At 67.8% G+C, this 26,256-nt stretch carries 25 protein-coding genes; 16 read left to right on the top strand and 9 right to left on the bottom strand.

Annotated features, from left to right (window positions below; all coding sequences use genetic code 11):
• Positions 1-25: 25 nt before the first annotated feature.
• Positions 26-1,135 carry an 8-amino-7-oxononanoate synthase gene (locus WEE69_04950; GenBank protein ID MEX1144640.1) on the bottom strand — a complete coding sequence of 370 codons (1,110 nt, stop codon included), beginning with the start codon at positions 1,133-1,135 and terminating at the stop codon, positions 26-28.
• Positions 1,136-1,205: 70 nt separating this feature from the next.
• A complete protein-coding gene (bioA, locus tag WEE69_04945; GenBank protein MEX1144639.1) occupies positions 1,206-2,561 on the bottom strand; it encodes an adenosylmethionine--8-amino-7-oxononanoate transaminase in 1,356 nt (451 codons plus the stop codon).
• A gap of 95 nt (positions 2,562-2,656) precedes the next feature.
• Between bioA and WEE69_04940 the strand changes: the two genes are divergently transcribed.
• From WEE69_04940 to WEE69_04920, 5 genes are read left to right on the top strand one after another with little or no spacing between them, the layout of a single operon-like run.
• Positions 2,657-3,862 (top strand): thiolase, encoded by a 1,206-nt coding sequence (locus WEE69_04940; protein MEX1144638.1) that lies wholly within the window; start codon positions 2,657-2,659, stop codon positions 3,860-3,862.
• A complete protein-coding gene (locus tag WEE69_04935; GenBank protein MEX1144637.1) occupies positions 3,859-4,317 on the top strand; it encodes an OB-fold domain-containing protein in 459 nt (152 codons plus the stop codon). Before WEE69_04940 ends, WEE69_04935 begins: the two co-directional genes overlap by 4 nt.
• An 11-nt stretch (positions 4,318-4,328) precedes the next feature.
• A complete protein-coding gene (locus WEE69_04930; GenBank protein MEX1144636.1) occupies positions 4,329-5,237 on the top strand; it encodes an NAD(P)-dependent oxidoreductase in 909 nt (302 codons plus the stop codon).
• The gene (locus WEE69_04925) at positions 5,234-6,310 is read left to right on the top strand and encodes an amidohydrolase family protein (GenBank protein MEX1144635.1); all 1,077 of its coding nucleotides are present in this window, start codon (positions 5,234-5,236) and stop codon (positions 6,308-6,310) included. The genes WEE69_04930 and WEE69_04925 overlap by 4 nt, the downstream gene beginning before the upstream one ends.
• The gene (locus tag WEE69_04920; GenBank protein MEX1144634.1) at positions 6,307-7,119 is read left to right on the top strand and encodes an enoyl-CoA hydratase; all 813 of its coding nucleotides are present in this window, start codon (positions 6,307-6,309) and stop codon (positions 7,117-7,119) included. Before WEE69_04925 ends, WEE69_04920 begins: the two co-directional genes overlap by 4 nt.
• On the opposite strand, the gene WEE69_04915 is transcribed toward WEE69_04920, so the two are convergent.
• On the bottom strand, positions 7,116-8,360 hold the full coding sequence (locus WEE69_04915; protein MEX1144633.1) for a threonine ammonia-lyase: 1,245 nt from the start codon (positions 8,358-8,360) through the stop codon (positions 7,116-7,118). The genes WEE69_04920 and WEE69_04915 overlap by 4 nt on opposite strands.
• A 35-nt stretch (positions 8,361-8,395) precedes the next feature.
• Here WEE69_04915 and WEE69_04910 point away from each other — a divergent pair, with 35 nt between their 5' ends.
• Complete coding sequence (locus WEE69_04910; GenBank protein ID MEX1144632.1) at positions 8,396-10,735, top strand: xanthine dehydrogenase family protein molybdopterin-binding subunit; 2,340 nt, start codon at positions 8,396-8,398, stop codon at positions 10,733-10,735.
• A 71-nt stretch (positions 10,736-10,806) separates the two neighbouring features.
• Here the strand turns inward: WEE69_04910 and WEE69_04905 are convergent, their stop codons facing one another.
• Positions 10,807-11,919 (bottom strand): hypothetical protein, encoded by a 1,113-nt coding sequence (locus WEE69_04905; protein MEX1144631.1) that lies wholly within the window; start codon positions 11,917-11,919, stop codon positions 10,807-10,809.
• Positions 11,920-11,978: 59 nt separating this feature from the next.
• On the opposite strand from WEE69_04905, the gene WEE69_04900 reads away from it, so the two are divergent.
• Positions 11,979-12,887, top strand: coding sequence for a nucleoside hydrolase (locus WEE69_04900; GenBank protein ID MEX1144630.1), 909 nt, complete (start codon positions 11,979-11,981; stop codon positions 12,885-12,887).
• Positions 12,888-12,979: 92 nt separating this feature from the next.
• A complete protein-coding gene (locus WEE69_04895; protein ID MEX1144629.1) occupies positions 12,980-13,867 on the top strand; it encodes an aminoglycoside phosphotransferase family protein in 888 nt (295 codons plus the stop codon).
• Here the strand turns inward: WEE69_04895 and WEE69_04890 are convergent.
• Together WEE69_04890 and WEE69_04885 are read right to left on the bottom strand one after the other, a co-directional pair.
• Positions 13,864-15,219: an aspartate aminotransferase family protein gene (locus WEE69_04890; protein MEX1144628.1), complete on the bottom strand. Its 1,356-nt coding sequence runs from the start codon at positions 15,217-15,219 to the stop codon at positions 13,864-13,866. The genes WEE69_04895 and WEE69_04890 overlap by 4 nt on opposite strands.
• Entirely contained in the window at positions 15,216-16,637 is a 1,422-nt protein-coding gene (locus WEE69_04885; GenBank protein ID MEX1144627.1) for a gamma-aminobutyraldehyde dehydrogenase, read from the bottom strand. The genes WEE69_04890 and WEE69_04885 overlap by 4 nt, the downstream gene beginning before the upstream one ends.
• Positions 16,638-16,802: 165 nt before the next feature.
• On the opposite strand from WEE69_04885, the gene WEE69_04880 reads away from it, so the two are divergent.
• Genes WEE69_04880 through WEE69_04865 form a run of 4 tightly spaced genes read left to right on the top strand, consistent with a single transcriptional unit; the run spans position 16,803 to position 21,105 of the window.
• Positions 16,803-17,966: an ABC transporter ATP-binding protein gene (locus tag WEE69_04880; protein MEX1144626.1), complete on the top strand. Its 1,164-nt coding sequence runs from the start codon at positions 16,803-16,805 to the stop codon at positions 17,964-17,966.
• A complete protein-coding gene (locus tag WEE69_04875; protein ID MEX1144625.1) occupies positions 17,963-19,135 on the top strand; it encodes a spermidine/putrescine ABC transporter substrate-binding protein in 1,173 nt (390 codons plus the stop codon). The genes WEE69_04880 and WEE69_04875 overlap by 4 nt, the downstream gene beginning before the upstream one ends.
• Positions 19,136-19,153: 18 nt before the next feature.
• Positions 19,154-20,221: an ABC transporter permease gene (locus tag WEE69_04870; protein MEX1144624.1), complete on the top strand. Its 1,068-nt coding sequence runs from the start codon at positions 19,154-19,156 to the stop codon at positions 20,219-20,221.
• Positions 20,218-21,105, top strand: coding sequence for an ABC transporter permease (locus tag WEE69_04865; protein MEX1144623.1), 888 nt, complete (start codon positions 20,218-20,220; stop codon positions 21,103-21,105). Before WEE69_04870 ends, WEE69_04865 begins: the two co-directional genes overlap by 4 nt.
• On the opposite strand, the gene WEE69_04860 is transcribed toward WEE69_04865, so the two are convergent.
• The gene (locus WEE69_04860; GenBank protein MEX1144622.1) at positions 21,092-21,517 is read right to left on the bottom strand and encodes an HIT family protein; all 426 of its coding nucleotides are present in this window, start codon (positions 21,515-21,517) and stop codon (positions 21,092-21,094) included. The genes WEE69_04865 and WEE69_04860 overlap by 14 nt on opposite strands.
• 143 nt (positions 21,518-21,660) lie before the next feature.
• Between WEE69_04860 and WEE69_04855 the strand changes: the two genes are divergently transcribed.
• From WEE69_04855 to WEE69_04840, 4 genes are read left to right on the top strand one after another with little or no spacing between them, the layout of a single operon-like run.
• Positions 21,661-22,104, top strand: a complete 444-nt coding sequence (locus WEE69_04855) for a VOC family protein (GenBank protein MEX1144621.1) — start codon at positions 21,661-21,663, stop codon at positions 22,102-22,104.
• Positions 22,105-22,122: 18 nt separating this feature from the next.
• Positions 22,123-22,908 (top strand): SDR family oxidoreductase, encoded by a 786-nt coding sequence (locus WEE69_04850; protein MEX1144620.1) that lies wholly within the window; start codon positions 22,123-22,125, stop codon positions 22,906-22,908.
• A complete protein-coding gene (locus WEE69_04845; protein MEX1144619.1) occupies positions 22,905-23,489 on the top strand; it encodes a thioesterase family protein in 585 nt (194 codons plus the stop codon). The genes WEE69_04850 and WEE69_04845 overlap by 4 nt, the downstream gene beginning before the upstream one ends.
• Positions 23,486-24,538, top strand: a complete 1,053-nt coding sequence (locus WEE69_04840; GenBank protein MEX1144618.1) for a DUF2332 family protein — start codon at positions 23,486-23,488, stop codon at positions 24,536-24,538. The genes WEE69_04845 and WEE69_04840 overlap by 4 nt, the downstream gene beginning before the upstream one ends.
• Positions 24,539-24,541: 3 nt before the next feature.
• Here WEE69_04840 and WEE69_04835 read toward each other — a convergent pair whose 3' ends face one another.
• Together WEE69_04835 and WEE69_04830 are read right to left on the bottom strand one after the other, a co-directional pair.
• Positions 24,542-25,348, bottom strand: coding sequence for a TIM barrel protein (locus tag WEE69_04835; protein MEX1144617.1), 807 nt, complete (start codon positions 25,346-25,348; stop codon positions 24,542-24,544).
• A gap of 5 nt (positions 25,349-25,353) precedes the next feature.
• Positions 25,354-26,136, bottom strand: coding sequence for an SDR family oxidoreductase (locus WEE69_04830; protein ID MEX1144616.1), 783 nt, complete (start codon positions 26,134-26,136; stop codon positions 25,354-25,356).
• Positions 26,137-26,256: the final 120 nt, after the last annotated feature.

Raw genomic sequence — 26,256 nt, 5'->3', positions numbered from 1 at the left:
TTGCGGTGTCGACCAATGGAGCGGGTCATGACGCGAGTCGTTCGAGCGCGCTCCCCAGCGCGTCGACCTGGGCGTCGGTGTGGGCTGCGGAGAGGGCGACTCGCAGTCGAGAGGTTCCCGGCGGCACGGTCGGGGGCCGGATCGCTGGCACGAGCATCCCCTCTTCGAGCAGCGCGGCTGCCGCGTCGAGCGTGGCGCGCTCTTCTCCGATCACCACGGGCACGATCTGCGACGGGTGGCCAGGGCGGAGGCGCTCGACGTGCGCGCCCAGTCGGGCTCGCAGCGTGTCACCTTCCACCGAGCGCAAAACCGCGAGCGCCGCCATCGCGGCCGCGGCATCGGCTGGTGTGGGCGCGGTCGTGAAGATGTACGAGCGGGCGCGGTTGACGATGAGATCGCACAGGTTGGTCGGCCCAGCCGCGAACCCGCCGAGCGCACCGAGCGTCTTCGACAGCGTGCCGATTCGGATCACGTCCACGCCCTCGTACGAGGGACTCGGCCCGAGTACCGCGTGTGCTTCATCGACCAACAGCAGCGCGCCATGTCGCGCGCAGATCTCGGTCAGGTCATCGATCGGGGCGACGTCTCCGTCCATCGAGAACACCGAGTCGGTGACGACGACCTTGCGCTCGGCGTTCGACGAACCGAGCAGATCTTCGACGTGGGCCGCGTCCGCGTGGCGCGACACGACGACCTCGGCGCGCGCGAGACGGCAGCCGTCGATGATGGACGCATGGTTCAGCTCCTCGGAGACGACGAACGCGCCGGGGCCGGCAAAGGTGGTGATCACGCCGAGGTTGGTGGCGAAGCCGGTTGGGAACAGCACCGCTCGTTCCATGTGCTTCCAGTCCGCGAGCGCCTGCTCGAGCTCGGAGTGGATCGGGCGCGAGCCGACGATGAGCCGCGCCGACCCTGCTCCGGTGCCCCACCGGTCGAGCGCAGCATGGGCGGCCGCGATCACCGACGGATGCTGCGTGAGCCCGAGGTAGTCGTTCGACGCGAAGGACACAACCGGCCGACCGTCTGGCGCGAGCTTGCCTTCGGGACCCGCGGCATCGAGGTCGCGCGGCGCGCGCCATTGCCCGGCGGCGTGAATGTCCGCCGTCTCACCGTCCGCCCACTCGCGCCACGTCATGGCAACTGCAGTTTTGGCGTCGCAGAGTGTCGATATGCGACAGCTATCGACGCCAAAACCGGGGTTAGGGTCATGCGCACACCTCGTCGAGGGACGCCTCGAGGGTTTCGACGATGCGCTCAAGCTCGGAGGTCGTGATCGTCAGTGGCGGCATGATGACCACTACATCACCTACCGGACGCAGGAGCACGCCGTTGCGCACCGCCGCCGCGCAGACGCGTCGCCCCATCATCCCTGTCGACTCCGCGGGCTCCATCTCCTGTGGGGCCGGTCGGCCGAGCCGCCGGTCCCACTTCAAGTCGAGGGCGGGTGGCGCGAGCTCCACGCCGCACATCAGACCGTGGAGCCGCACGTCGCGCACCTCGGGTCGCGATGAGATCCGGGCGTCGAGAAGCCGGTGCAGATCCGCAGAGCGAGCGCGCACATTGGCGAGCACGTCGAGCGCGTCGATCAGCTCGAGGTGCCGCAGCGCGACCGCGCAGGCGAGTGCGTTCCCGCCGTACGAGTGGCCGTGATACAGCGTCTTCTCCGACAGGTCGGGCCCGAGGAACGCGTCGAACACGCGACCGCTTGCGACTGTCGCTGACTGCGGGAGGTAGCCGGCCGTCAGTCCCTTGCCGAGCGCCATGAGGTCGGGGCGCACGCCGCATTGCTCCGACGCGAACAACGTGCCCGTGCGCCCGAAGCCGGTCGCCACCTCGTCACAGATGAGGAGCACGTCATGGTCCCGGCACGCATCACCGAGCACGGCGAACGCGCCGGACGGTGCGATCTGCATCCCGGCCGCCGCCTGGACCAGCGGCTCGACGATCACTGCGGCCAGCTCGTGCGCGTGCTCGGCGACCATCCGCGCCGCGGTGACGAAGCAGTCGGGGTCGGCGAACTGCGGAGCCCGGATCACCGGGAAGCGCAACGGGTCGAACAGGTCGGTACCGAAGCCGCCGTCCCCGACCGAGAGCGCGCCGATCGTGTCACCGTGGTACGCCCCACCGAAAGCGAGGAACGTCGTACGCCCGTCGACGCCACGGTTGGCCCAGTACTGGAAGGCGATCTTGAGCGCCTGCTCCACCGCCGACGCGCCGTCACCGGCGAACAAGAAGTGTGGATCGTCGACGGGTACGAGCGGGGCGAGCGCCTCGCCCAGCTCGATGACCACGCGGTTTCCGTTGCCGAGCATCGTGGAGTGCGCGCCGTGCTCGATCTGCTCGCGCAACGCGTCGTCGAGCCCGGGCACGCGGTGCCCGATCGTGTTCACCCACAACGACGAGACCGCGTCGAGGTAGCGCTTGCCATCGACATCGATGAGCTCGTGCCCGTCGGCCCGGTCGACGACGATCGGGGTGCTCTCCGTGTAGGAAGACATCTGCGTGAACCCGTGCCACACGACGGCCGCGTCGCGCTTGGCCCAAACGGGTGCCTCGTCCACTCGCCTTCCTCCGCTCCCGCTCCGCTACTTCCGCTCGCCCACGCTCGCTCCATCCACTCCGCTCGCTTCGGGGTGCGTGACATGATGCCCCCGCCATGACCCTCCAAGACAAGGCCGCCGTCGTTGGCGTGGGTTCCACGCCGTATTACAAGCGCGGGCGCTCGCTTCCGCAGACCCCGTTCGAGCTCGCGGGCAAGGCAGTGCTCGCGGCAGTCGAGGATGCCGGGCTCACCATCGACGACGTCGATGGGCTCGCGCTGTACTCGATGGGCCTCGGCGGCGACACCTCGTTGTTCGCGCAGGTGCTCGGCATCCCCGAGGTGCGCTTCACCGCCACGCTGACCGGCGGCGGTGGTGGTGCAGCGGGTTCAGTAGGGCTCGCCGCCGCAGCGATCAGCTCGGGCATGGCCGAGTGCGTGGTGAGCCTCATGACGCTCCAGCAGGCGGCGAGCCGGTTCGGCGCGTCGTACGCGCCGCGTGGCAAGCCCGGCGCGCAGTACTCGGCGCCGCCATCACCGGAAGGCAACTTCATCCAGCCGGCGGGCCTGATGGGCCCGGGCCAGATGTTCGCGGTGCTCACGCAGCGTCACTTCCATTTGTATGGCACCAAGCGCGAGCACCTGGCCGAGGTCGCGATCTCGACTCGTGAGAACGCCATCAAGCGTGAGACGTCCATCATGCAGAACCCGCTGACGCTCGACGACTACTTCAATGCCCGGCTCATCGCCGAGCCGCTGTGTCTCTACGACTTCTGCCTCGAGTGCGACGGCGCGGTCGCCGTCGTCACCACGACCGCCGAACGGGCCAAGGATCTTCGCCACCCCCCGGCCTATGTGCGCGCGTCGGCCCACGGCGGCAACGGGCGATGGGGCCAGGCGATCGTGTGGATGGGGATGCCCGACGAGGAGTACGCGTCGTCGGGCCACCGTCCCGTGGCGAAGCGGATGTACGAGATGGCCGGCCTCGGTCCGTCCGACGTCGATGTGGCGCTGCTCTACGACCACTTCTCGCCGATGGTGCTGATGCAGCTCGAGGATTACGGCTTCTGCGGGATCGGGGAGTCGGGTCCGTTCGTGGAGTCGGGCGCGATCCGCTGGCCGAACGGCTCGCTGCCGGTCAACACGCACGGCGGCAACCTGTCCGAGGCGTACATCATCGGCATGACGCATGTGCGAGAGGCCGTCGAACAGATCAGGGGCACCGCGGTGAACCAGGTCGAGGGCTGCGAGGTGGCGCTCGCGACCGGCGGCCCGGCCTCGATCCCTGTGAGCGGGCTGCTGTTGACGAAGGAAACCGGGTGAGCACGGCATACGACGCCGACCAGGTGGCGAAGCTGCCGGACGAGCGCATCATCAGCCTTACGCCGGATGTCTGGACGCAGCCATTTTGGGATGCGGCCGCTCACCATCGACTCGTGGTGCCGCGTTGCACTGCGTGTGGCACCTTCCGACTGCCGCCGAGCGCGTTCTGCTGGAAATGCCGAGCGCAAGAGATTGAGTGGGTCGAGCACGACGGTCGTGGCGCGGTCTACAGCTTCACGATCGTCTGGCACCCATTGCTGCCCGATGTTGCCGACTCGGTGCCGTATGTACCCGCGGTGGTGGAACTTCCCAACACCAACGCGTGTCGCCTGGTGGGCGCGATGGTCGACACCCGGCTGTCGGACATGCGCATCGGGCTGAACGTTGAGCTCGTGTGGCGCGACGTGGAGGGTGGCGTCGCAGTACCCACGTGGCGTCCCGCTGAGGGGGAGTAGTGGCGAAGGGTCTGACGGGCAGCAAGATCCTGGTGACCGGACCCACAGGGCAGGTCGCGCTTCCGATCACGCTCGCACTGGCGCAGACGAACGATGTGTGGGGCGTGGCGCGGTTCTCTGACGCTGCGGCGCGCGAACAGCTCGACGTTGCCGGGGTCACGTGTGTCACGGCCGACCTGTCGACGACGGACTTCTCGGACTTGCCCGACGACTTCGATTACGTGCTCAACCTCGCAGTCGCCAGGGGCGGCAACGACGATTGGGACCGCGACATCGCGGCGAACGCCGAGGCTGTCGGCTTGCTCATGTCGCACTGCCGCGCGGCAAAGGCCGTCATGCATTGCTCGACGACGGGTGTGTACGAGCACCAGGGGCCGGATCACCCGTTGAAGGAGACTGATCCGCTCGGTGACAACCACCGCGTGATGATGCCGACGTACAGCCTGGCCAAGATCGCGGCAGAAGCCGTGGTCCGCACGGCCGCGCGCGAGCACGGAATCCGGACCACGATCGCTCGGCTGAACGTGCCGTACGGCGACAATGGCGGGTGGCCCTGGTACCACTTGCTCTTCATGAAGTCGGGCGCGCCGATCCAAATCCACACCGAGAAGCCCAACCGCTACAACCCGATCCACGAGGACGACCTCATTCGTCAGGTCCCGGCATTGCTGAAAGCGGCCAGCATTCCCGCGACAATCGTGAATTGGGCCGGCGACCCGGCGACGATCGAGGAGTGGTGCGCCTACCTCGGTGAGCTCACGGGACTCGAGCCGAAGTTCGAGGAGACCGACAAGACGATCGGCAGTGTCACCTGTGACCTCACGCGCATGCACGAGCTGATCGGCAAAGCCGAGGTGCCATGGCGCGACGGCATACGTCGCATGGTCGAGGCCCGCGCACCGGAGCTCCTGAAGTCGTGACGCCGCAAGTCATCGACGCCGACGGGCACGTCTTCGAGCCGGACTCCCTGTGGGAGGAGCATCTCGACCCGGCCTTCATGGACCGCCGGCCCCGCATCGCCCGTGACGAGCGCGGCACGACCCGTTACGAGTTCGAGGGGCGGCTGATCCCACCGGGCACCGGACGTGGTGCGTGGGTGCCGGAGGGCATCGTCGAGGCGTCGCTCAAGCGCGACGGCGGCGTGGATCCCAAGGCGCGGCTGGTCGACATGGACGAGGAAGGCATCGACGTCGCGATCCTCTACGCGACCGCGGCACTCGGCCTGTACTCGATCACCGACATTGATCTCTCGATCGCGTGTTGCCGCGCATTCAACGACTGGCTCGCCGCGTACTGCTCGGTCGCACCCGAGCGCCTCAAGGGCACGCCGGTGCTCCCGCTGCGCTCGATTCCCGATTCGGTGGACGAGGCGCGACGCGCCATCACGGAGCTCGGTTTCGTCTCGATCACCGTGCCGTGCGCGGTGTTCGAACGGAATCCCGACGACCCCGAGAACGACCCGCTCTACGCGCTGGCCGAGGAGCTCGGCGCACCGATCGGGTTCCATGCCGGCGGGCCGCGCTTCTGCTACTCGAAGTTCGTCGACACGTACGCCACGCTGCATGCACTCGAGTTCGCGTTCGACGTGATGTTCGCCGCGTCGACCGTGGTGTGCGGTGGTGTGCTCGACCGGTTCCCGAAGCTGCGCGCGCTCTTCCTCGAAGCCGGTGCGGCCTGGGGGCCGTACATGTTCGAGCGCCTCGACGAGCATTGGGAGAAGCGTCCACAGGAGATGCCGAACATCGCGAAGGCCCCGAGCGAGTACTTCGCCGACGGACGCATCGCGATCTCTTGCGAAGGTGAGAAACATCTCCCGCATGCGCTCTCCGGGTTGGGGGTGCACTCGGTCGTCTATGCGAGCGACTACCCCCATTGGGACGCCGAGTTCCCGGACACGGTGCGCCACATCGCTGACCGTGACGATCTCGATGCCGATCAGAAGGCGGCGGTCCTCGGAGTGAACGCAGCGCGGATCTACGGGTGGAACGGGTGAGCGACGTCGTCCTCGTCGACGTGGAGGAACGCGTCGCGACGATCACGATGAACCGGCCCGATCGCCGTAACGCGGTCAACGGGGCGATGGGGTTGGGATTGGCGCGCGCGGTCGGCGATCTCGAGGCGCGCGCCGACGTCGACGTGATGATCCTCACCGGCGCTGATCCTGCCTTCTGTGCCGGTGCCGACCTCAAGGAGATCGGGTCCGAGTCCGCGTCGATGTTCAGCGCGACGAAGGAGGACCCGGACGACCCATACCGGCGGGATGAGTATGGGATGTATCCGTTCCGGGGACCGTTCCCGCCCCGCACGAAGCTGCTCATCGGCGCGATCAATGGCCCCGCGATCACCGGCGGCTTCGAGATCGCGCTCAACTGCGACTTTCTCGTGGCGTCGGAGCACGCCCGTTTTGCCGACACGCACGCGCGCGTCGGGATCATGCCGGGATGGGGTCTGACCGTGCTGCTGGTCGAGTCGATCGGGGTGCGCCGCGCCCGCGAGCTCAGCACGACCGGCAACTTCCTCGACGCGCACACGGCGCTCACTTGGGGTCTCGTGAACCACGTGGTGCCGCACGACCAGCTGCTGCCGTTCACTCGCGAGCTCGCGAAGGCCGTGGCCGGCAACGACCAGGTGGGTACGCGGCGGATGCTCCGCACGTACGACGAGATCGCCGCCAGCGTGTACGAGGACGCCTGGGAGGTCGAGAAGCAGGTGAACCGCGCTTGGCTCGCCGACGGCATCAACGCCGAGGAAGTGGCGAAGCGCCGCGACGCCATCGTGGAGCGCGGGCGAACCCAGCTCTAACAGAGAAGGGGTGGCACGCCCGCGATCGCCTCCAGATGCACCGGCCATCCTTCAACTTCGAGCGCGTCGATGATCTCGTCGACGTGCGCACGGTTTCGAGTTTCGATCGTGACCTCGAGGCGTGCGCGGCGCAGTTGGAGCGATGGCAGATCGCGGCGGTGCTCGATCTCCACGATGTTCGCTCCGTGGTCGCCGATGACGGTGGCCAATCTGGCGAGCGCGCCAGGTGTGTCGCTCAGGTCGACCGAGAGGTGGCTCAGTCGCCCGGTGCGCGCGAGGGAGCGCGTGATCACGGTCGCGAGCACGCGTGGGTCGAGGTTGCCCCCGCTCAGCACGATGCCGACCTTGCGACCACGAAAGCGGTCGCCGTGCTCGAGCAGCGCCGCGAGAGAGGTTGCGCCGGCACCTTCGGCGACCGTCTTCTCGATCTCGAGATAGAGACTGATCGCCTCCTCGATGCTTGCCTCGCTCACGGTGATCACGTCGTCAGCCAGCGCGCTCACGATCTCGCGGGTGATCTTCCCTGCCTCCGGTACTTGGATGCCATCGGCCACGGTCTCGCAGGTCGCAGGCTTCGCCTCGCCCGCCAGGGCCAAAACCATCGACGGGCACGTCTCTGCTTGCACACCGATGAGCTCCACGTCAGGGGCGATGTCGCGCGCCACGAGCGAGATCCCCGAGAGCATCCCGCCGCCACCGACGGGCGCGATGATCGCTTCGAGGTCGGGGTGGTCGGCGAGCATCTCGAGTGCGAGCGTTCCCTGGCCGGCGATCACGATCGGGTCGTCGAACGGATGTACGAACACCAGCCCGTCGCGCTCAGCAATTCCGCGCGCATGGACACCCGACTCGCTGACATTGGCACCGTGCTGGACGACCGTGGCGCCGAGCGCGGTCGTGCGCTCGACCTTCACGAACGCGGTTGTCTCGGGCATCACGATCGTTGCGGGCATGCCGAGTCGAGTGGCGTGGTAGGCGATCGCCTGCGCGTGGTTGCCCGCGGACGATGCGATCACCCCACGAGCGCGCTCAGCGTCGTCGAGCAGCAGGAGCCGGTTCAAGGCGCCTCGCTCCTTGTACGAGGCGGTGAACTGCACGTTCTCGAACTTCACGACCACGTCGGCACCGGTGATCGCAGAGAGGGTCCGCGACGGAGAGCATGGTGTTCGCACGATGCCGCCCTCGATGCGCGCCGCGGCCGCTCGCACATCGTCCACGGTCACCGGGAGCTTGGTCTTCATGCGGGGTAGTTTCACCCGCGACTGAAGGGGAATGCATGAGCTCGACCACCGCGGGGCGTTTCGTGGGGCAGAAGGTAAAGCGGGTGGAAGACCCGCGTCTGCTCACCGGTCGCGGCCGGTATGTGGACGACGTCAACGTGGCCGGCATGCTGCACGCCGCCTTCGTCCGCAGCGACCTCCCGCGGGCGCGGATCGTGCGGATCGATACGGAGGAAGCCCGAGCCCTTCCCGGTGTGCTCGCTGTGCTCACCGGCGCCGACCTCAACCCGAGTACCGGTTCGATGCAGCCCACGATGTGGGCGGCCGCCAGCAACCCACCGGGGCCGTGCGCTCCGGTCACGCCGTTGGCGGGCGACGACGTGCGCTTCGTCGGCGACCCGGTCGCGATCGTCGTCGCCGAGAACCGCTACGTGGCCGAGGACGCCTGCGAGCTCGTCGCGGTCGAGTACGAGATGCTCGAGCCGATCGTCGACTACGAAACCGCGGCCGATGCGACCGATCTGGTTCACTCCGAGCTCGGTTCCAACGTCGCGACGGACGTCGGCGGTCCGCCGTCTCCAGATCTCGAAGCGACGTTCGCGTCCGCCGCGCACGTCATCACCGAGACGCTCCACCAGCACCGGCACACGAACGTGCCCATGGAGACGCGCGGCGTGGTTGCGAGCTACAAGCCTTCGACTGGAGAGCTCGACGTCGAGCTCTCCACGCAGAACCCTCATGAGGTGCGCCAGGTGTGCGCACGCTTCCTCGGTGTTCCCGAGCAGCTCATCCGGGTGCGGGGAGTCGATGTGGGTGGCGGTTTCGGCCAGAAGTACTTCGTGCAACGCGACGAGCTCTCGGTGATCGCCGCGGCGCACAAGATCGGCCGGAATGTGAAGTGGATCGAGGACCGGCGCGAGAACCTCATCGCGTCGAACCACGCACGCGCCGATCGCATCACGGTGCGGATGGCGCTCGACGACGAGGGTCACATCCTCGGCGCACACCTGGATCACCTCGAGGACTGTGGCGCGCTCCCTGTGGGAGGCACCGGTGGCACCGGCGTCTTCGCCGCGATGTTGTTCACCGGGCCGTACAAGGTGCCTGAGCTCGGATTCCGGTCACGCCAGATCTGGACGAACACCTGTGGGCGGGGTGCGTACCGCGGCCCGTGGATGCTCGAGTCGGTCGCGCGCGAGGAGATGATGGACCTCGTTGCTCGCGAGCTCGGTATCGATCCGCTCGAGCTGCGTCGGCGCAACGTGCTGCACCAGGAAGATCTCCCATACACGATGCCGAGCGGAATGCCGATCGACCACGTGACGCTGTCCGAGACGCTCGAGCAAGCAGTCGAGATCATCGGGTACGACGCGTTCCGCGCCGAGCAACGCCGCGCCTTCGACGAGGACGGCCGCCTCCTCGGCATCGGCATCGGCTTGTATGCCGAGCCCACGAGCATGGGCAGCGGCAACCTCGGCGTGGAGACCGCGACCGTGCGTGTGCAGCCGAGCGGCAAGGTGACGGTGATGCTCGGGACGGGCTCGCACGGCCAGGGTGTGGAGACGACGATGACCCAAGTCGTCGCCGAGTACCTCGGCGTCGAGATCGCCGACGTGGTCGTCATCCAGGGTGATACCGCCACGTCACCATTCGGTGCCGGCACCGGTGGCAGCCGGACCGCGGTCATCGCGGGCGGCGCGGCGCGCGAAGCGTCGCTCGAAGTGCGCGAGAAGGTGCTCCAGATCGCCGCGCACCTGCTCGAAGCTGCACCAGAAGACCTCGAGATGGAAGACAGTCGGGTCGCGGTGCGCGGCACCCCTGCGAAAGGGGTGACGCTCGCCGAGGTCGCGCGCGTTGCGCTCAACTCGCCGGCCGAGCTCCCGCCGGATGTCAAGCCGAGCCTCGAAGCGACGGTGTCGTACCAGGCGCCGCCGGTCACGTGGTCGAACGCGTGTCACCTGTGCACCGTCGAGGTTGACGCGGACACCGGCCTCGTCGAGGTGCTCCGCTACGTGGTGAGCGAGGACTGTGGCGTGATGATCAACCCGATGATCGTCGAGGGTCAGGTCGCCGGCGGCGTGGTGCAGGGCATCGGCGGCGTCCTCTACGAGCACCTCGTGTACGACGACGACGGCAACCCGCTGACCACGACGTTCATGGACTACCTCGTGCCGACCGCCGCTGAGGTTCCTGAGATCGAGTACGGCCACATCGAGACGCGTTCACCCACGCCCGGCGGGCACAAGGGGATGGGCGAGGGCGGCGCCATCGGTTCGCCGCCCGCCGTGTTCAACGCAGTCGCCGATGCGCTCGCGCTGCGCGGCATCAAGGCCACGCGCCAGCCCCTCACCCCCAACCGCGTCGTCGACCTGTTGACCGGCCGCGCCGACGGCTGACCCCCCTCCAGAGCAAGTGACGATTTGGTCGAAATATCAGACCAAAGCGTCACTTGCTGGCGAGAACGTGCTTAGGGCGCGCCGTCGAGCATTCCTGTGAGGCCGTACTTGGGGAACGGGCCGAGGAACATGTACTCGTGGAGGCCGTAGCCAACCTTCCCGGTGTTGGTCTCGAAACGAGCCGCGGAATCGACGATGCCCCAGAAGCGCTCGGCGTCCTTCTCGGTGTCGAGGTCGACGCCCTGCACCGTGAGCTCGCCCTGGTACATGCCGTGCTTCCAGTCGGGCTCGGGCGCGTATCCGGTGCCGACTCCGATGTGTGAGTTGATGAGCGGCGTCACCTCGATCTCGATCGCGCCACCCGGCGCGTGCGGGAACGAGAGCTTCGATCGCTTGATCCGGCGCGTGCCGGAGATGAACTCGTGGTCGTGCTCGGGCCGACCCAGATGTTCGTTCGGCTTGTTGAGGTCGTTCCACACGCGCGTGGCGTTCTCCAGGTCGCGTGAGCCGTCGGGCTTCTCGGAGCAGATGTAGACGATCGAGTGGTCGTCGAACATGATCGGGTCGTAGTTCCACATGCTCATCGCCGGGCCGGCTGCGCCGGTCGCGGTGACGCCCGGTGGCTCAGGCTCACCGACCGGGCGCACACCCCACGAGCGGTCACGCGTGCCTTGCCAACGCGCGCCGGTAACCTCGATCGTCTCGTCGCCCACGGTGATCGAACCTTCGTAGTGACCGGTCTGCGCGAACCGCTGCGTGTCGAACATGACCCGCTCGTACTGGCGGATGTAGTGGCGCGCCTCGAGCATGGCTGGCATCGAACCGGTGAAGGTGAGGTCGAACGACAAGCCGTGCTCGTTCGGGTCGAGCACGTAGCGCACGCGCTTCAGTCCCTCGAGCACCTCGATGTGGAACGGGCCCACGTTGAGGTCGGTGCGCTCGGGTCCGAGCACCCTTGAACCGCGCACGACCCGGTGCATCGTGTCCATCCGCACGAGCGCGAACGCGTCCTGCACTGAGAGGTTCGGGTACTGGCCCATGCCGAAGATCAGCATCAACTCGTCGCTCGAGCCGTGGAGCATGAAGTAGTAGCGGTCGTAGAAGTTGCGATCCGAGGTGGCCGGGTGTCGGATCACCTCCGCGGTCTGGTGGATCGGATAGTCGTCGGCGGGCGACAGCGACACGGGTTGCCTCCACTTTTCGTGCGGGCGGCGAGTCTTGCAGAGCCTTACGCTGCCGCGTCGTGCCCGTTCCGCTGTTGCTCGACACCGACATCGGCAGCGACGTGGACGATGCGCTCGCTCTGGCGCTCGCGATCCGCCACCCCGGGATCGACCTGCGCACTGTGACGACCGTCTCGGCCGACACGACCGCGCGCGCCCACATCGCGGCTCGCCTGTTGGCCATCGCGGGCCACGACGGCGTCGAGGTCGCGGCGGGCGTCCGCGTGCCTGGCGACGAGCAGAACTGGTCGGGACGCGAAGGAGAAGGGCTCGCACCCGGCGCCGAAGTGTCGTTGTCAGAGCGTGGCGGCGTGGATGCCCTGTGCGACGTCGAGCGCGACACGGTCGTCGCGACGATCGGGATGCAGTCGAATCTCGCCGCTGCAGTCGAGCGCGATCCGTCGCTCGTCGAGCGGATCGACCGGCTCGTCGTCATGGGCGGCACGTTCGCGCCGATCGTCCTGCTCGACGGTACGGAGTTCGACGCCGCGCGCGACTGGAACCTCGTGGTCGACCCGGCGGGCGCGGTACTGAGTCTGAACGCTGGCTTCCCGACGCTCTACGTCCCGTGTGACGTGACGTTCAGGTTGCCATTGCGCCAGCGCCACCTCGATCGCCTACGGCAGGGCGACGAGCTCTGCCAGGTGTTGGGACGCATGATCGACGACTGGCGCGCTCAAGTGCTGGCGCAATACGACGAGGCGAAGCTCGGCGACGTCGTCGCCCTCTTGCACGATCCGCTCGCGGTGGCGTGCGTCGTCGAGCAGTCGTTCGTGACCATCGAGCGGCTCCCGGTGCACGTCGTCATTCAGGACGCTGTGCCGCACACGATCGTGGATCCAGACGTAGGCCTCGAGGCAGACGTCGTGCGCTCGGTCGACGCGCCGGCGTTCGCCGACTGGTGGCTCGAGACCGTGCTCGGCCGCTAGGCGGGACCGAGTGACGCGTCAGGCGACGTTTCGGGATGAGCGTGCGGAAACTCGATTGACGCTCGCTGTCCCACAGAGTCGCGTGAACGCCGATGTCACGACCGCCGATGCACGACGACGAGTTCGAAACCGACGCCGACCTCGGGCGGCGTCTGCTCGCGTCCCAGCATCCGCAATGGGCAAAGCTCCCCATCGAACGAGTCCTGTCGGCCGGTACCGACAACGCCATGTACCGACTGGGTGACGACCTCGCCATGCGACTCCCGCGCGTTGGCTGGGCAGTGGACTGCGTGGTCAAGGAGCAAGAGTGGCTCCCGGCGCTGGCTCCGCACCTCCCGCTCGCGGTTCCGCTGCCGGTCGCACTCGGCGAGCCGGAAGAGGCCTTTCCCTACCCGTGGAGTGTCGTGCAGTGGCTGCCCGGCGAGCTGGCCACCCTCGACCGACTCGACGATCCGGTCGATGCCGCGCTCGACCTCGCCGCGTTCGTGCGGGCGCTCCAAGCCATCGATCCGACCGGCGGACCGCGGCACCATCGCGGGCTCCCGGTCCGCAACCTTGACGAGATGGTGCGAACGGGCATCCATGGCCTCCGTGGCGAAGTCGACGCCGACGCCGTCACCGAGGCGTGGGACCGAGCGCTGTCCGCGCCGGACTACGACGGCCCGCCCGTCTGGTTCCACGGCGACCTCGCGTACCTGAACCTGCTCGCTCGAGACGGCGCGCTGACTGCCGCCATCGACTGGGGCACCTGCGGCGTGGGTGACCCTGCCATCGAGACGATCATCGGGTGGAGCCTCTTCTCGTCCGATGACCGCCAGACGTACCGCGACGCGCTCGGTGTCGACGACGCCACGTGGGAGCGTGGAAAGGGTTGGGTGCTCACCGGCGTCTACGGCATCCCCTATTACCGCGACACCAACCCAGTGCTCGTCACCAACGCGATCCGGGCGATCGACGCCGTGCTCGCCGACGGGGACTAGGCGTCGAGGGCGGCGCAGAACTCGGCGAAGACCTCCACGTAGCGGTCGATGTCGGCGTCGGTGTGCTGCACCGAGATCGTCCATTGCTCCTCGTCGCCCGGCGTCATGAACACGCCACGGTTCACCACCCAAGGGAACGACGCGGCGTAGAGCTCGGTGCGCGTCTCGAGGAAGTCGCGGTAGTTCGTGAGGGGCTCGGCTCGGTACGAGATGCAGCCCTTGGCCCCGAGGTCGACGGTGTGCGCAGGAAGCCCATGCTCGGCGATCGCCTTCGCGCAGCCCTCGGCGAGGCGGGTGCCGAGCGCACCGAGGTAGTCATACGCGTCGGGCGTGAGCACCTCGGTGAGCGCCGCAAGCCCCGCGGCGGCCACGAGGGGGTTGCCGTTGAACGTTCCCTGCTGTGCCGCGCCGTGCTCGATCACGTCCATGATCTCGGCCTTGCCACCGAACGCGGCGGCCGGCGTGCCGCCGCCGATGGCTTTGGCGAAGCATGCAAGGTCGGGCTGCACTCCGTAGCGCTCGATGGCGCCCCCTTCGGCGATCGTCGCCCCCGACTTCACCTCGTCGAAGATGAACACCACGCCGTGCTTGGTGCAGAGCTCGCGCACCGCTTCGAGATAGCCGGGCGCGGGCGGCACGCAGCCGATGTTCATCATCACCGGCTCCATGATGAGACAGGCGATCTCGTTCCCACGCTCCGAGAAGAGCCGCGCCACCGCATCGGCGTCGTTGAACGGCACGACGGTCGTCCACTTCGCCATCCCGTCGGGGATGCCCTTCGACATGGGTGTCGACGCGGGTTGCTCGCGCCCACCCATCGCGTCGGCGTTCGGCACCACCGAGAACATCACCGCGTCGTGGTGCCCGTGGTACGAGCCTTCGATCTTGGCAACGACGTCGCGACCCGTTGCCGCGCGCGCAATCCGCACTGCGTCCATCGTCGCTTCGGTGCCGGAGTTGGCGAGCCGCACCTTGTCGAGCCGGAATCGCCGACAGAGCTCCTCGGCGAAGGCCACGGTCACCTCGGTGGTGGCGGCGAAATGCGTGCCGGTGCGAGCAGCGCGGTCGATCGCCTCGACGATCTTGGGGTGTGCGTGACCCACCACGTTGCAGCCGAAACCGCCGTGGAAGTCGAGGTACTCGTTGCCATCCACGTCCCACACGTGAGCGCCCGCGCCCTTGGCGACGTAGAGCGGGTACGGGTCGCCGGCCTGGAACGACGACGCCACGCCGAGCGGCAGGTGCTCCGATGCGCGCTCGAACAATGCCTTCGAGGCGGTCGTGCGGTCGAGCAGGCGCGCCTTCTCGGCGAACGTGATGCGCTCGGCGTTGTCGGCGAACTTGTCGATCACCACTTCACCATCACGTGCTTGAGTTCGGTGTAGGCCTCGATCGCGTAGATGGACATGTCCTTGCCGTAGCCCGACTGCTTGAACCCGCCGTGCGGGAGCTCCGAGACGATCGGGATGTGGTCGTTGACCCACACCGTGCCGAACTGGAGCCGCGCGGCCATCTTCATGGCCCGACCGACGTCGCGCGTCCACACGCTCGCCGCCAGGCCGTAGTCGACGCCGTTGGCCCATTCGAGTGCTTGGTCATCGTCGGCGAAGCGCTGCACGGTCACCACTGGGCCGAATACCTCGCGCTGGATGATCTCGGCGTCCTGCTTCGCGCCGACGATCACCGACGGCTCGTAGAAGAACCCGGCGCCCGAACGTGCTGCCCCACCGATCGTGACCTCGGCGCCGCTCTCGCGCGCCCGGTCGACCATCCCGGTGACGCGCTCCAGTTGATCGCTGGAGACGACGGGTCCCATGGCCACGTCGGGATCGTGGGGATCGCCGACCTTGATGTCCTTCACTGCGTCGGTGAGACCGTTCACGAAGGCGTCGTGCACGTCGGACCCTGCCAGCACGCGGCACGGTGCGGTGCAGTCCTGACCGGAGTTGTAGTACGCGCCCTCGGCCAGGTTGGCCACCACCGCCTCGACATCGGCGTCATCGAACACGATCACCGGCGCCTTGCCCCCGAGCTCGAGGTGGACGCGCTTGAGAGAGTCCGCCGCTGCCTTCGCGATCAGCTTCCCCGTCGCGACATCACCGGTGAGCGAGACCATGGCCACGTCGGGATGGGTCACGAGCGCGTTCCCGGCCGTTTCCCCTTGTCCGGTGACCACGTTGAGCACACCAGGCGAAAGGATGTCGGCCGTGATCTCGGCGAGTCGCAACGCGCTGAGCGGCGTGAGCTCGGAGGGCTTCAGCACCGCGGTGTTGCCGGCGGCGAGCGCGGGGCCGATCTTCCAGGTCGCCATGCCGAGCGGGTAGTTCCACGGCGCGATCGAGGCCACGACCCCGACCGGGTCACGCCGCAGGAACGAGGTGTGCTCCTCCATGTACTCGCCGGCGACCGCGGCATCGAGGCAGCGCGCCGCACCGGCGAAGAACCGCCAGTTGTCGACCATGAGATCCATCTCGAACTCGATGATCGACACCGGCTTGCCGACGTTGTCGACCTCGAGGCTCTGGATCGTCTCGAGGTCGGACTCGATGGCGTCGGCGATCTTCAGGAGCGCCTCGGCCCGTTGGCGTGGCGTGGTCGCCGACCACTCGGTGAACGCGCCACGAGCTGCCTCGACCGCGGCGTCGACGTCGACGGCGTCGCTTGCCGGCACCTCGTCGAGCACCTCACCGGTGGCGGGGTTGAGGACCTTGTCGGTCGCGCCACTCTTGGCATCGAGCCACTTGCCACCGATGAAATTCTGCTTCGCCATGAGCACGACCTCTCTCGTGTTGGGCCACGATGTTGGGCCTGTCCAGGGCTCCCGTGCAAGGGAATCCGTGGCGACACCGACAATTCACGAAGGAATCCCTTGCCGCGCGCGGGCGCAGGCCGCGAGGCATGGGTAGTCTGCGGCGCGACCAAGGGGGAACGGTGCGTGGCTGACGACACCGTCATCGGGCTCGAGAAGGTCTCCAAGCGCTTCGGTGGTTTCGTCGCGGTCCACGAGGCTGACTTCTCGATCGCCCAGGGGGGATTCTTCTCCATGCTCGGCCCGTCTGGCTGCGGAAAGACGACGACGCTGCGGATGATCGCGGGCTTCGAGCAGCCGACCTCTGGGCGCATCACGCTCGAAGGCAAGGACGTCTCCCGCGTGCCCCCCTACAAGCGCAACGTCAACACGGTCTTCCAGCACTACGCCCTGTTCCCCCACATGAGCGTGTTCGACAACGTGGCGTTCGGTCCGCGCAGCCGTCGCGTGGCGCGGGGCGACATCGCGAAGCGCGTCAAGGATCTGCTCGAGATCGTGCGACTCGCCGACTTCGCGAACCGCAAGCCTGGGCAGCTCTCGGGCGGGCAACAGCAGCGCGTAGCGCTTGCCCGCGCACTCGTGAACTACCCGAGTGCGCTCTTGCTCGACGAGCCGCTCGGCGCGCTCGATCTCAAGCTTCGTCAAGCGATGCAGCTCGAGCTCAAGCGCATCCAGCGCGAGGTCGGGATCACGTTCGTGTACGTGACGCACGATCAAGAAGAGGCACTCACGATGTCCGACCGCATCGCGGTCATGAACGAAGGTCACGTCGAGCAGATCGGCACTCCCGAGGAGATCTACGGGGCACCGCGGTCGGTGTTTGTGGCGGGCTTCATCGGTGTCGCCAACCTCTTGCGGGTGACGGTCGACTCGGTGAACGGCGAGACCGCGAGGGTGACCCTCCCGGGCGAGACACACTCGCCGGCAATGCTCAGCGGGCCGTCGATCACGGCCGGCTCCACGGCCACGCTCATGCTGCGTCCGGAACGAGTTCGCCTTTCGACCGCGGAGCCCGCCGGCGACGCGGCTCGTCTTGCCGCGACCGTCGCGCAGCTCACGTTCCAGGGTCCCATCGTGCGCACCGAGCTGCGCGCCGCCGACGGGTCCGACGTCGTTGCCCACATCGGACCCGACGACGATCTTCCCGCGCTGCGCCCCGGCGACAAGCTGTGGCTTACCTGGGACGACGACGCAGCCCGGCTGCTGCCACTTGCCGACAAGCGAGTGGCCGGCGAGGCGCGCGAGATCGAAGAGATGGGCCAGGTTCACTTTGCGAGGAGCGACGCATGAGCAAGAGTCATGATTCGATGAACACGAAGCGCCGTGGCGTCTCGCGCCGTGAGTTCCTCACGCGTGGCGCGGCGGCAGCCGGTGGCCTGGCCGCAGCGCCGTACCTGCTCGGCGGCACGTCCGCGTGGGCCGCGGTCGGCGACGGCGCCAACGTCGGCGGCAAGCTCGACGTCCTGAACTGGATCCTCTACATCGACAAGAAGTCGAAGAAGGACTTCCCGAAGCAGACCGGCATCAAGCTGAAGTACAGCGATGGGATCGACGACAACAACACGTTCTTCGCCAAGTACCAGGAGCAGTTCGCGGCGGGTGACCACATCGGCTTCGACATCGTGACGCCCACCACCTGGATGGCCGCGCGCTTGATCGAGCTCGGCTACGTGCAACCGATGCCCCTCGATCTCGTGGAGAACCTCGGCAACCTCAGGCCTGAGCTGCAGAACCCTGCGTGGGACCCGACCGGTGAGTACACGGTGCCGTGGCAGACCGGCTACACCGGCATCGCGTACAACATCGAGGCCACCGGGCGCGAGATCACGAGCGTCGAGGACCTGTTCGACCCGGCGTTCGAGGGCAAGGTCGGGTGGCTGCTCGAGATGCGCGACTCGATGACCTTGGCCATGCTCTCGACGGGGATGACCCGCGACGAGATTGCCGACGGCGTCACGTTCGAGGACGCACGACCGGCGTTCGACCGACTCGAGGACGCGGCTCAGAGCGGGCAGATCCGGCGGTTCACCGGCAACAGCTACCAGCGCGACCTCTTGAGCGGCGACTTCGCGCTGAACGTCGCGTGGTCGGGTGATGTCGGGCAGCTGTCCCAGACCGAGCCCAACCTGCGGTTCTATGTGCCGGACGAGGGGGGTCACGGCTACTGGGCTGACGTGATGTGCATGGTGGCGACGTCCGAGCGCCAGGAGCAGGTCGCGGCATGGTGCGACTACTTCTACGACCCCGTGAACGCGGCGCGGGTCGCGAACTACACCACCTACAACTCACCGGTTGCCGACATCACCGACGAGCTCGCAGCCATCAACCCCGAGGCAGCGGAGAATCCGATCTTCTTTCCTCCGGCGGACGTCCTGGAGCGCCTGGTGCAGTTCCCGCTCCTGGATCCCGACGACGAGGAGAAGTGGGACGAGCGGTACGCGGAGATCACCGGCGCTTGACCCGCGCGTGCTGAGCTGATGGCCGGCGCGGTCGGGGCGACGCGGAAGCGCGGTCGCTTCGCGCCGTATGGGCTGCTCAGTCCCGGGGTCCTCTGGCTCCTCCTGTTCTTCCTCGTTCCCGTCGCGTTCCTCTTCCGGACGGCGCTCTCGAACCAGCCGGAGCGGTTCGTGCCGTCGGACCTCGACTTCGAATGGAAGTGGGACAACTTCTCCGAGGCGTTCGACACCTTCGGCCCGCAGTTCCAGGACGCGATGCGAATCGCGTTCATTGCAACACTCGTGGCACTGGCTGTTTGTGTCGGGATCGTCTTCGTGCGCCGGGGCGTCTGGCAGAACGCGCGCGCCAGACGCTTGCTGATCGGCGCGCTCGTCGGCGTCTTCTTCGGCGCCTACATCGTTACGAGCACGATCGACGGCTGGGGCGATCACTTCCAGCGGTCGTTCCTCTACGCGGGCATCGCGACCCTGCTGTGCATCGCGATCGGCTATCCGCTCGCGTACGTCATCGCGTTTCGCGGTGGCGCGTACAAGAACCTGTTGCTCGGGCTCGTCGTGGTGCCGTTCTTCACGACGTACCTGATCCGGACCATCGCCTGGCAGACGATCCTCTTCGACGATGGACCGGTCGTCGACCTGCTCCAGAGCCTCGGGCTCATGGGTGACTCCGACCGCCTGCTCGCAACACCGGGTGCCGTGATCGGTGGGCTCACCTACAACTTCCTGCCGTTCATGGTGCTCCCGATCTACGTGAGCCTCGAGAAGATCGACCGGAGCCTCGTGGACGCGGCCCGCGACCTCTACTCCACGCCGGCACGAGCGTTCCGGAAGGTTGTGCTGCCACTGTCGTTGCCCGGCGTGTTCGCGGGCAGCCTCCTCACGTTCATCCCCGCCGCCGGCGACTTCATCAACGCCGAGCTGCTGGGGTCGCCGACCACGCTGATGATCGGCAACGTCGTGCAGAACCAGTTCCTCGTGCAGCTCGACTACCCGACCGCGGCAGCACTGTCGTTCGTGCTCATGGCGATCATCACCGTTGCGGTCCTGATCTACGCCAGGGTGCTCGGCACGGAGGACCTCACGGGATGAGCGCGGCCATCACGAGCCCCACTCCGGCCAATGCCCCCGTCGAGGTGCAGCGGTCCTTCCCACCGCCGTGGTTGCGGCGAATCGGCTCCTCTCTCCTCAGCTTCTACGCGGGACTCGGGCTCCTCTACCTCTTCGCACCGATCGCGGTGATCGTCGCGTTCAGCTTCAACGACGAGACGAGCAACTACAACATCGAGTGGGACGGCTTCACGTTCGACAACTGGGCGCATCCCTTCGCCGAGCAGGGGCTCGTCGACGCGTTCGTGCTCAGCCTGGAGATCGCGGCCATCGCCACCGCGGCGGCCGTGGTTCTGGGTGGGCTCGTGGCCCTCGCGTTGACCCGCTACCGCTTCAAAGGCGGCGCCATCGTCAATCTGCTGCTGGTGCTGCCGCTGACGACACCCGAGATCGTCCTCGGCTCTTCGTTGGCGAGCCTCTTCCTCGCGCAGGCCTACCCGTTCGCGCCGCAACAACGTGGGTTCGGAACCGTCGTGATCGCCCACGTCATGTTCTGCGTGAGCTTCGTGGCGCTCTGTGTCAAGGCCCGTCTGCGCGGCTTCGACTGGACGCTCGAGGATGCGGCGATGGACCTCGGCGCGGGGCCAGTGCGTGTGTTCACAAAGGTCACGTTCCCCCTGATGATCCCCGGGATCATGGCGGCCGCGCTCTTGAGCTTCGCGCTGTCGCTCGACGACTTCATCATCACGTTGTTCAACGCGGGGAACGAAGTCACGTTCCCGCTCTACATCTACGGATCGACCCTGCGAGCGGTCCCGCCGCAGATCCAGGTGCTGTCCTCGATGGTCTTGCTCGCCAGCGTGTTCATCCTCGGGTCGGCCACGTTCGTCGGTCGGCGCCGGGAACGCGCTGCTACAGCTCGCTGACTCCCGTGGCACCGGCGTCGCGCAACGCGGCGCGGAGCTCCTCGGCGCTGGCAGCCAGCTCGTCGGGCGTGGCGGTGCTGGCGCGGTCGAGATGGAGATCGGCCTCCCCGGCATGGATCGGCATCACGTGCAGGTGCGTGTGCGGTACCTCCAGTCCCGCGATCAGCAGTCCGACTCGAAGCGGAGAGAACGCATGCTGCACGGCCCGGCCGACGGTCTGAGCAACGGTCATGAGGTGCGCCGCGAGTGCGGGCTCGAGATCGAGCCAATGGTCGACCTCAGCACGTGGCACCACGAGCGTGTGGCCGGGATTGACGGGGTTGATCGACAGGAAACCGACACACTCGTCGTCGTGCCACACGAACGTTCCTGGGATCTCGCCTTCGATGATGCGCGTGAAGACGGTCGGCACGGAGCGAAAGGCTAGGCGCGGCGCCATCGGGCTAGCGGCCCACTCCCGCTTTCGGCGCTGCGCGCCTGGGCCCACCCCTCCACCTCGGCGAACGGTTACCTGCGCCGCAGGCTACCTGCGGCGCGGACGGTAACCTCCGCGCCGTGGCGGGCCGAGTGCATCACAGCGCGATCTGCGCGCAGGACTTCGAGGCGTCGCTGCGCTTCTACCGTGACGGCCTCGGGCTCGAAGTGATCATGGACAGCGAGTTCGACGGCGATTGGCCAGCGTTGTTCGACGCCTCCTCCTCCCGCCTGCACTCGGTGTTCCTCGGCGATCCCGCCGCGCCTGACGCGGGTGTCGTCGAGCTCGTGTCCTTCCCCGACGGCATGGAGACGGCGCCGGTCCTCCCCGACAAGCCACACGTTGGCTTCTTCTTGCTCTCGTTCTATGTCGGTGACACCGACGCGGTACTCGCCCGCCTCTCGGAGCTTGAGCTCGGCGGCGAGGCGCGGCGCATCGAGCTCCCCGCGCCCGACGGCACGGCCGTCGTGATGGCGACGGTGCGCGACCCCGACGGCGTACTCGTCGAGCTCATCGGCCGCTAGCGCAACCCAAGGAGAACCTTGCTGCACCCCGAGATCACGCCCGACGACAGCCGCGCTGTGCACTCCGTCGAGGGTCGGGTGATCATCGTCACCGGATCGGGCCAAGGTGTCGGCCGGGGCATGGCGCACCACCTCGGCAAGGCCGGCGCGACCGTGGTTGTCGCCGACTACCAGGGGGAGAAGCTCCAGCGAACGTGCGACGAGCTCACGTCGTTCGGCGCGCCCAACCTCGGCGTCGAGGTGGACATCCGCGACCAAGGGCGCATCAACGAGATGGTGACCAAGACCGTCGACGCGTTCGGCAAGGTCGACGGGATCATCAACAACGCACAGACCTTCCGGCCGAACGCGCCGGTGGCGGAAGCCGCGGCCGACGACCTCGACGTGTTCTACCGGTCCGGAGTGCTCGGGACGATGTGGGCGATGCAGGCCGTCTATCCCCACATGAAGAAGGCCGGTTGGGGCCGCATCGTGAACTTCGGGTCGTCGATGGGTCGCGTCGGCGGCGCCGGCTTCGGCGCGTACAACGCGTCGAAGGAGGCGATCCGCGGTCTCAGTCGCACGGCGGCGCGCGAGTGGGCGGCTGACGGCATCGTGGTCAATGTGATCGCACCGGCCGCGGCGCCACCCCGCGCCGCCGGCAGCGAGCACTACGAAGAGTTCATGCGGACCTGTCCCATGCACCGCAACGGCGATCCCGAGACCGACATCGGTCCGATTGCGCACTTCCTCTGCACCGATGCCTGCCGTTACCTCACCGGCCACACGTTCATGGTCGACGGCGGCACCTTCATGTGGTCGTGACCACCCCGGAGAAACGCGGCGACGGAGCCGACTGGCAGAACCCGTGGCCGGTGCGCGGGATCGTGCAAGGCGATCCGCAACCCTCGGCCGGTGTCGACACGCTTCGCGCCGAGGGGTTCACCACCATCTTCGATGTGATCCCGGAGCCTGACGACGCCGACGAGTTCCAAGATCACCTCAACAACACCGCGGCCGTCCGGATGTTCAACGATCTCCGGATCGCGTATGTGGCCGCGCGGTTCGCACCCGAATGGCCGCGCTACGTGAGACGGCAAGGGCTCACGTTGGTCGTGCGCGAGCTCCATGTGTCGTACGACAGCGAGGGGTGGATGCACGAGCGGTATGTCGGCGCGACGCGCGTCGATCAACGGCGCGGGAAGTCGCTGATCCTCGACCAGTGGCTCGTCCACGCGACGAGTGGTCGCTCGCTCGCTCGCGCCTGGGTTCTCCAGCTCCTGGTCGGCACCGACGGGAAGGTGATCGAGTTCCCGGAGCGCTACTTCGAGCTGGCCGAGGCCGCGCAGGGGGCACCGGTCGCCGTCGTGCAAGCGGCACGGACGGAATGGGGTCCGCGGGCTTGACCGAACCGCGCGATGCGCTCGCCGAGCTGTTCCGGTTCCAGGGCGCGGCCTGCCGAGACCTGGGATCGTCGCTCTGGGGTGCGATGTGCGATCGCATGGCCGACGACGTCGATCACGAAGGTCCAACGCTCGATCTGCTCGCGGCGCACGTGGATTCGAAGATCGGAGATGCCTACCCCTTGCGCGTGCTCGGTGGCGCCCACCGCCTCGCGCTGGTCGGTGACGCACCCGAGCTCGCCCGCCATCTCCCGTCGACGGGTGGAGACGGCGATGCCGACGCGACGTGGGCGGCGCTCCGTGCGTTGATCGACGAGCCGCCGCCCGCCCTCACCGATGCCTTGACGCGGCCGCCGCAGACCAACGAAGTCGGTCGATCGGCGTCGCTCATCGGCGGGTTCCTCGTGATCGCAGCAGAGACCGGGTTGCCCGTACGTGTCCTCGAGATTGGAACGAGCGCGGGCCTGAACCTGCGCTTCGACCACTTCCGCTACGAGCAGGGCGACGCCGGCTTCGGGAGGGTCGACTCGCGCGTGCAGTTCCTCGGATACTGGCCGTCTGGCATCCCGCCGTTCGACGCCCCGCTGACGGTCGCGTCGCGGCGCGGCTGCGACGTGGACCCCGTCGACGTGTCGGCGCCCGACGGCCGGACCACGCTCCTCTCTTACGTGTGGCCCGATCAGTCCGAGCGCTTCGAGCGAACGGCCGCGGCGATCGCCATCGCGGCGACGGTGCCGGCGCCGATCGATCGCGCGAGCGCACCCGGATGGCTCGCAACCCAGTTGGCCGAACCAACGGCCGGTCATGCCACCGTCGTGTTCCACTCGATCATGTGGCAGTACCTGAGCGGCGATCTGCGGCACGCCGTGCGCGACGTGCTCGAACACGCGGGCTCAGCCGCGACCGAACGCGCACCGCTGGCCTGGCTGCGCCTCGAACCCCGCCGAGATCTCTCGTACCCCGAGCTGCGGCTGACCATCTGGCCCGGCGGCGACGAGCGGCTCCTCGCCAACTGTTCGTTCCACCTCGGCCCCGTCGAGTGGGTTCTCTGACCGTTACACCCCGAGCTTCGTGAGGATCTCGCCGAGCGCGCGCACCGAACGTGTGCAGGCCTGCTCGTAGCCCTCTTCGTCGATCTTCGGGCCGATGAGCTCGAGGTCGAAGCAGCCCGTGTAGCCGGCGTCGAGCACCTGCCCGAGGATGCGCTCGAACGGGATATCGCCGTCGCCGGGAACGAGGCGGTTGGGGGTCGACAGCGTGCCGATGGCGTAGTCGCTCACCTGGACGATGCGAAACGTGTCGACACCGTCGCGGACCGTATCGGCCAGACCGCGCTCGGCCCAACATGCGTTCGTCTCCACGCACACGCCGATGCCGAGGCGCCGAGCCACGTCGACGCAGTCGTGGAGCGAGTGGATGAACCCGACGTCGACGCGCAGCGAGTTCGTGTGCTCCAACCCGAACGGGATGCCGCGGGCGTGGGCGTCCTCGATCACGGGAGTGAGCGCGGCCTCGAGCGCGTCGGCCGCGTCCTCCCATGGGAGCTGACGCGCGGGGCCGGTTGTGAGGATCATGCATTCCGCTCCGACGGCTTCGGCCGCGTCGACTGCGCCGCGGACGCGATCACGCTGGGAGGGCCACTGGTGGGGATTGTCGAGCCTGAAGGGGCCGATCCCGATGAGGTTCGACACGCGCAGGCCGGCGTCACGGAGGCGTCGCGCGCCGGCTTCGAGGCCCGCAGCCTCGAGCTTCGCGAGGGACGCGCCGATTGACGTAACGCCAGCGCGCTCGTAGAAGGCGAGGTCCTCGTCGAGCGTCCACGCGAACGACGAGATGGCAGACAGCGAGACTCGGGGGTGCATGGCGCTCACCCGATGACGAGGGCCCGAGCGATGCTGCTGCCGCCGTCGAGCTGGAGGTTGATGCCGGTCAGGAACCCCGATTCCTGGCTCGCGAGGTACACGGCGGCGTGCGCGACGTCGCTCGCCTCACCGAGACGAGTGAGGTGCATTCCTTCGAACCGCGCCCGACGCTCGGGCGTGATGTCGGCGTCGCGTCGTTCGTTGAGCACATAACCAGGGCTGATCGTGTTGCACCGGATGTCGTCGGCCGCATACTCGACTGCGACGGCGCGCGTCAGCGCGTTCATGGCGCCCTTGCTCGCCGCGTAGGCGCTGAGGCCTCCGCTCGGGCGCTCCGCTTGGCGCGACGAGACGTTGATGATCGAGCCATGACCGGCCGCAACCATCTGCGGGATCGCCGAGCGGCACAGCCACATCGGCGCCGTCGCGTTCATCCGCAGCGCCGACTCCCAGTGGGCGGTGTCCATGTCGCCGATCTTGGAATCGTGCGTCTCGACCCCCGAGAGGGAGCCTCCGACGGCGTTGTTCACGAGGACGGTGAGCCCGCCGGCCCACGCGGCCACCGCTTTGACCAGCGAGCCGCATCCGCCCTCGTCGGCGATGTCGGCGGGGAAGAACTCGGCCTCGCCGCCCGCGGCGCGGATCGTCTCCACCACGGCGGCCCCGCGCTCGGCATTGCGCCCGTGGACGGCGACCGCGGCTCCCTCGGCGCCGAACGCCACGGCGATGCCCTTGCCGATGCCGGATGTGGAGCCGGTCACCAGCGCGCGCTCCCCGGCCAGTCGCATGAGCCGGAGGCTACCGAGCGCGCCGCAGGTAGCCGTGGCCCAAGCAGCCCGGCGCGGAGCGCCGTGAGCGGGAGAGCGGCAGGCTACCGACGGAAGGGGCGAAAGGTGCCGGGTCAGTGG

This window comes from Acidimicrobiia bacterium (genome assembly GCA_040881685.1).
Lineage (GTDB): Bacteria > Actinomycetota > Acidimicrobiia > IMCC26256 > PALSA-555 > SHVJ01.
This window is presented reverse-complemented; position numbering and strand designations above follow the sequence as displayed.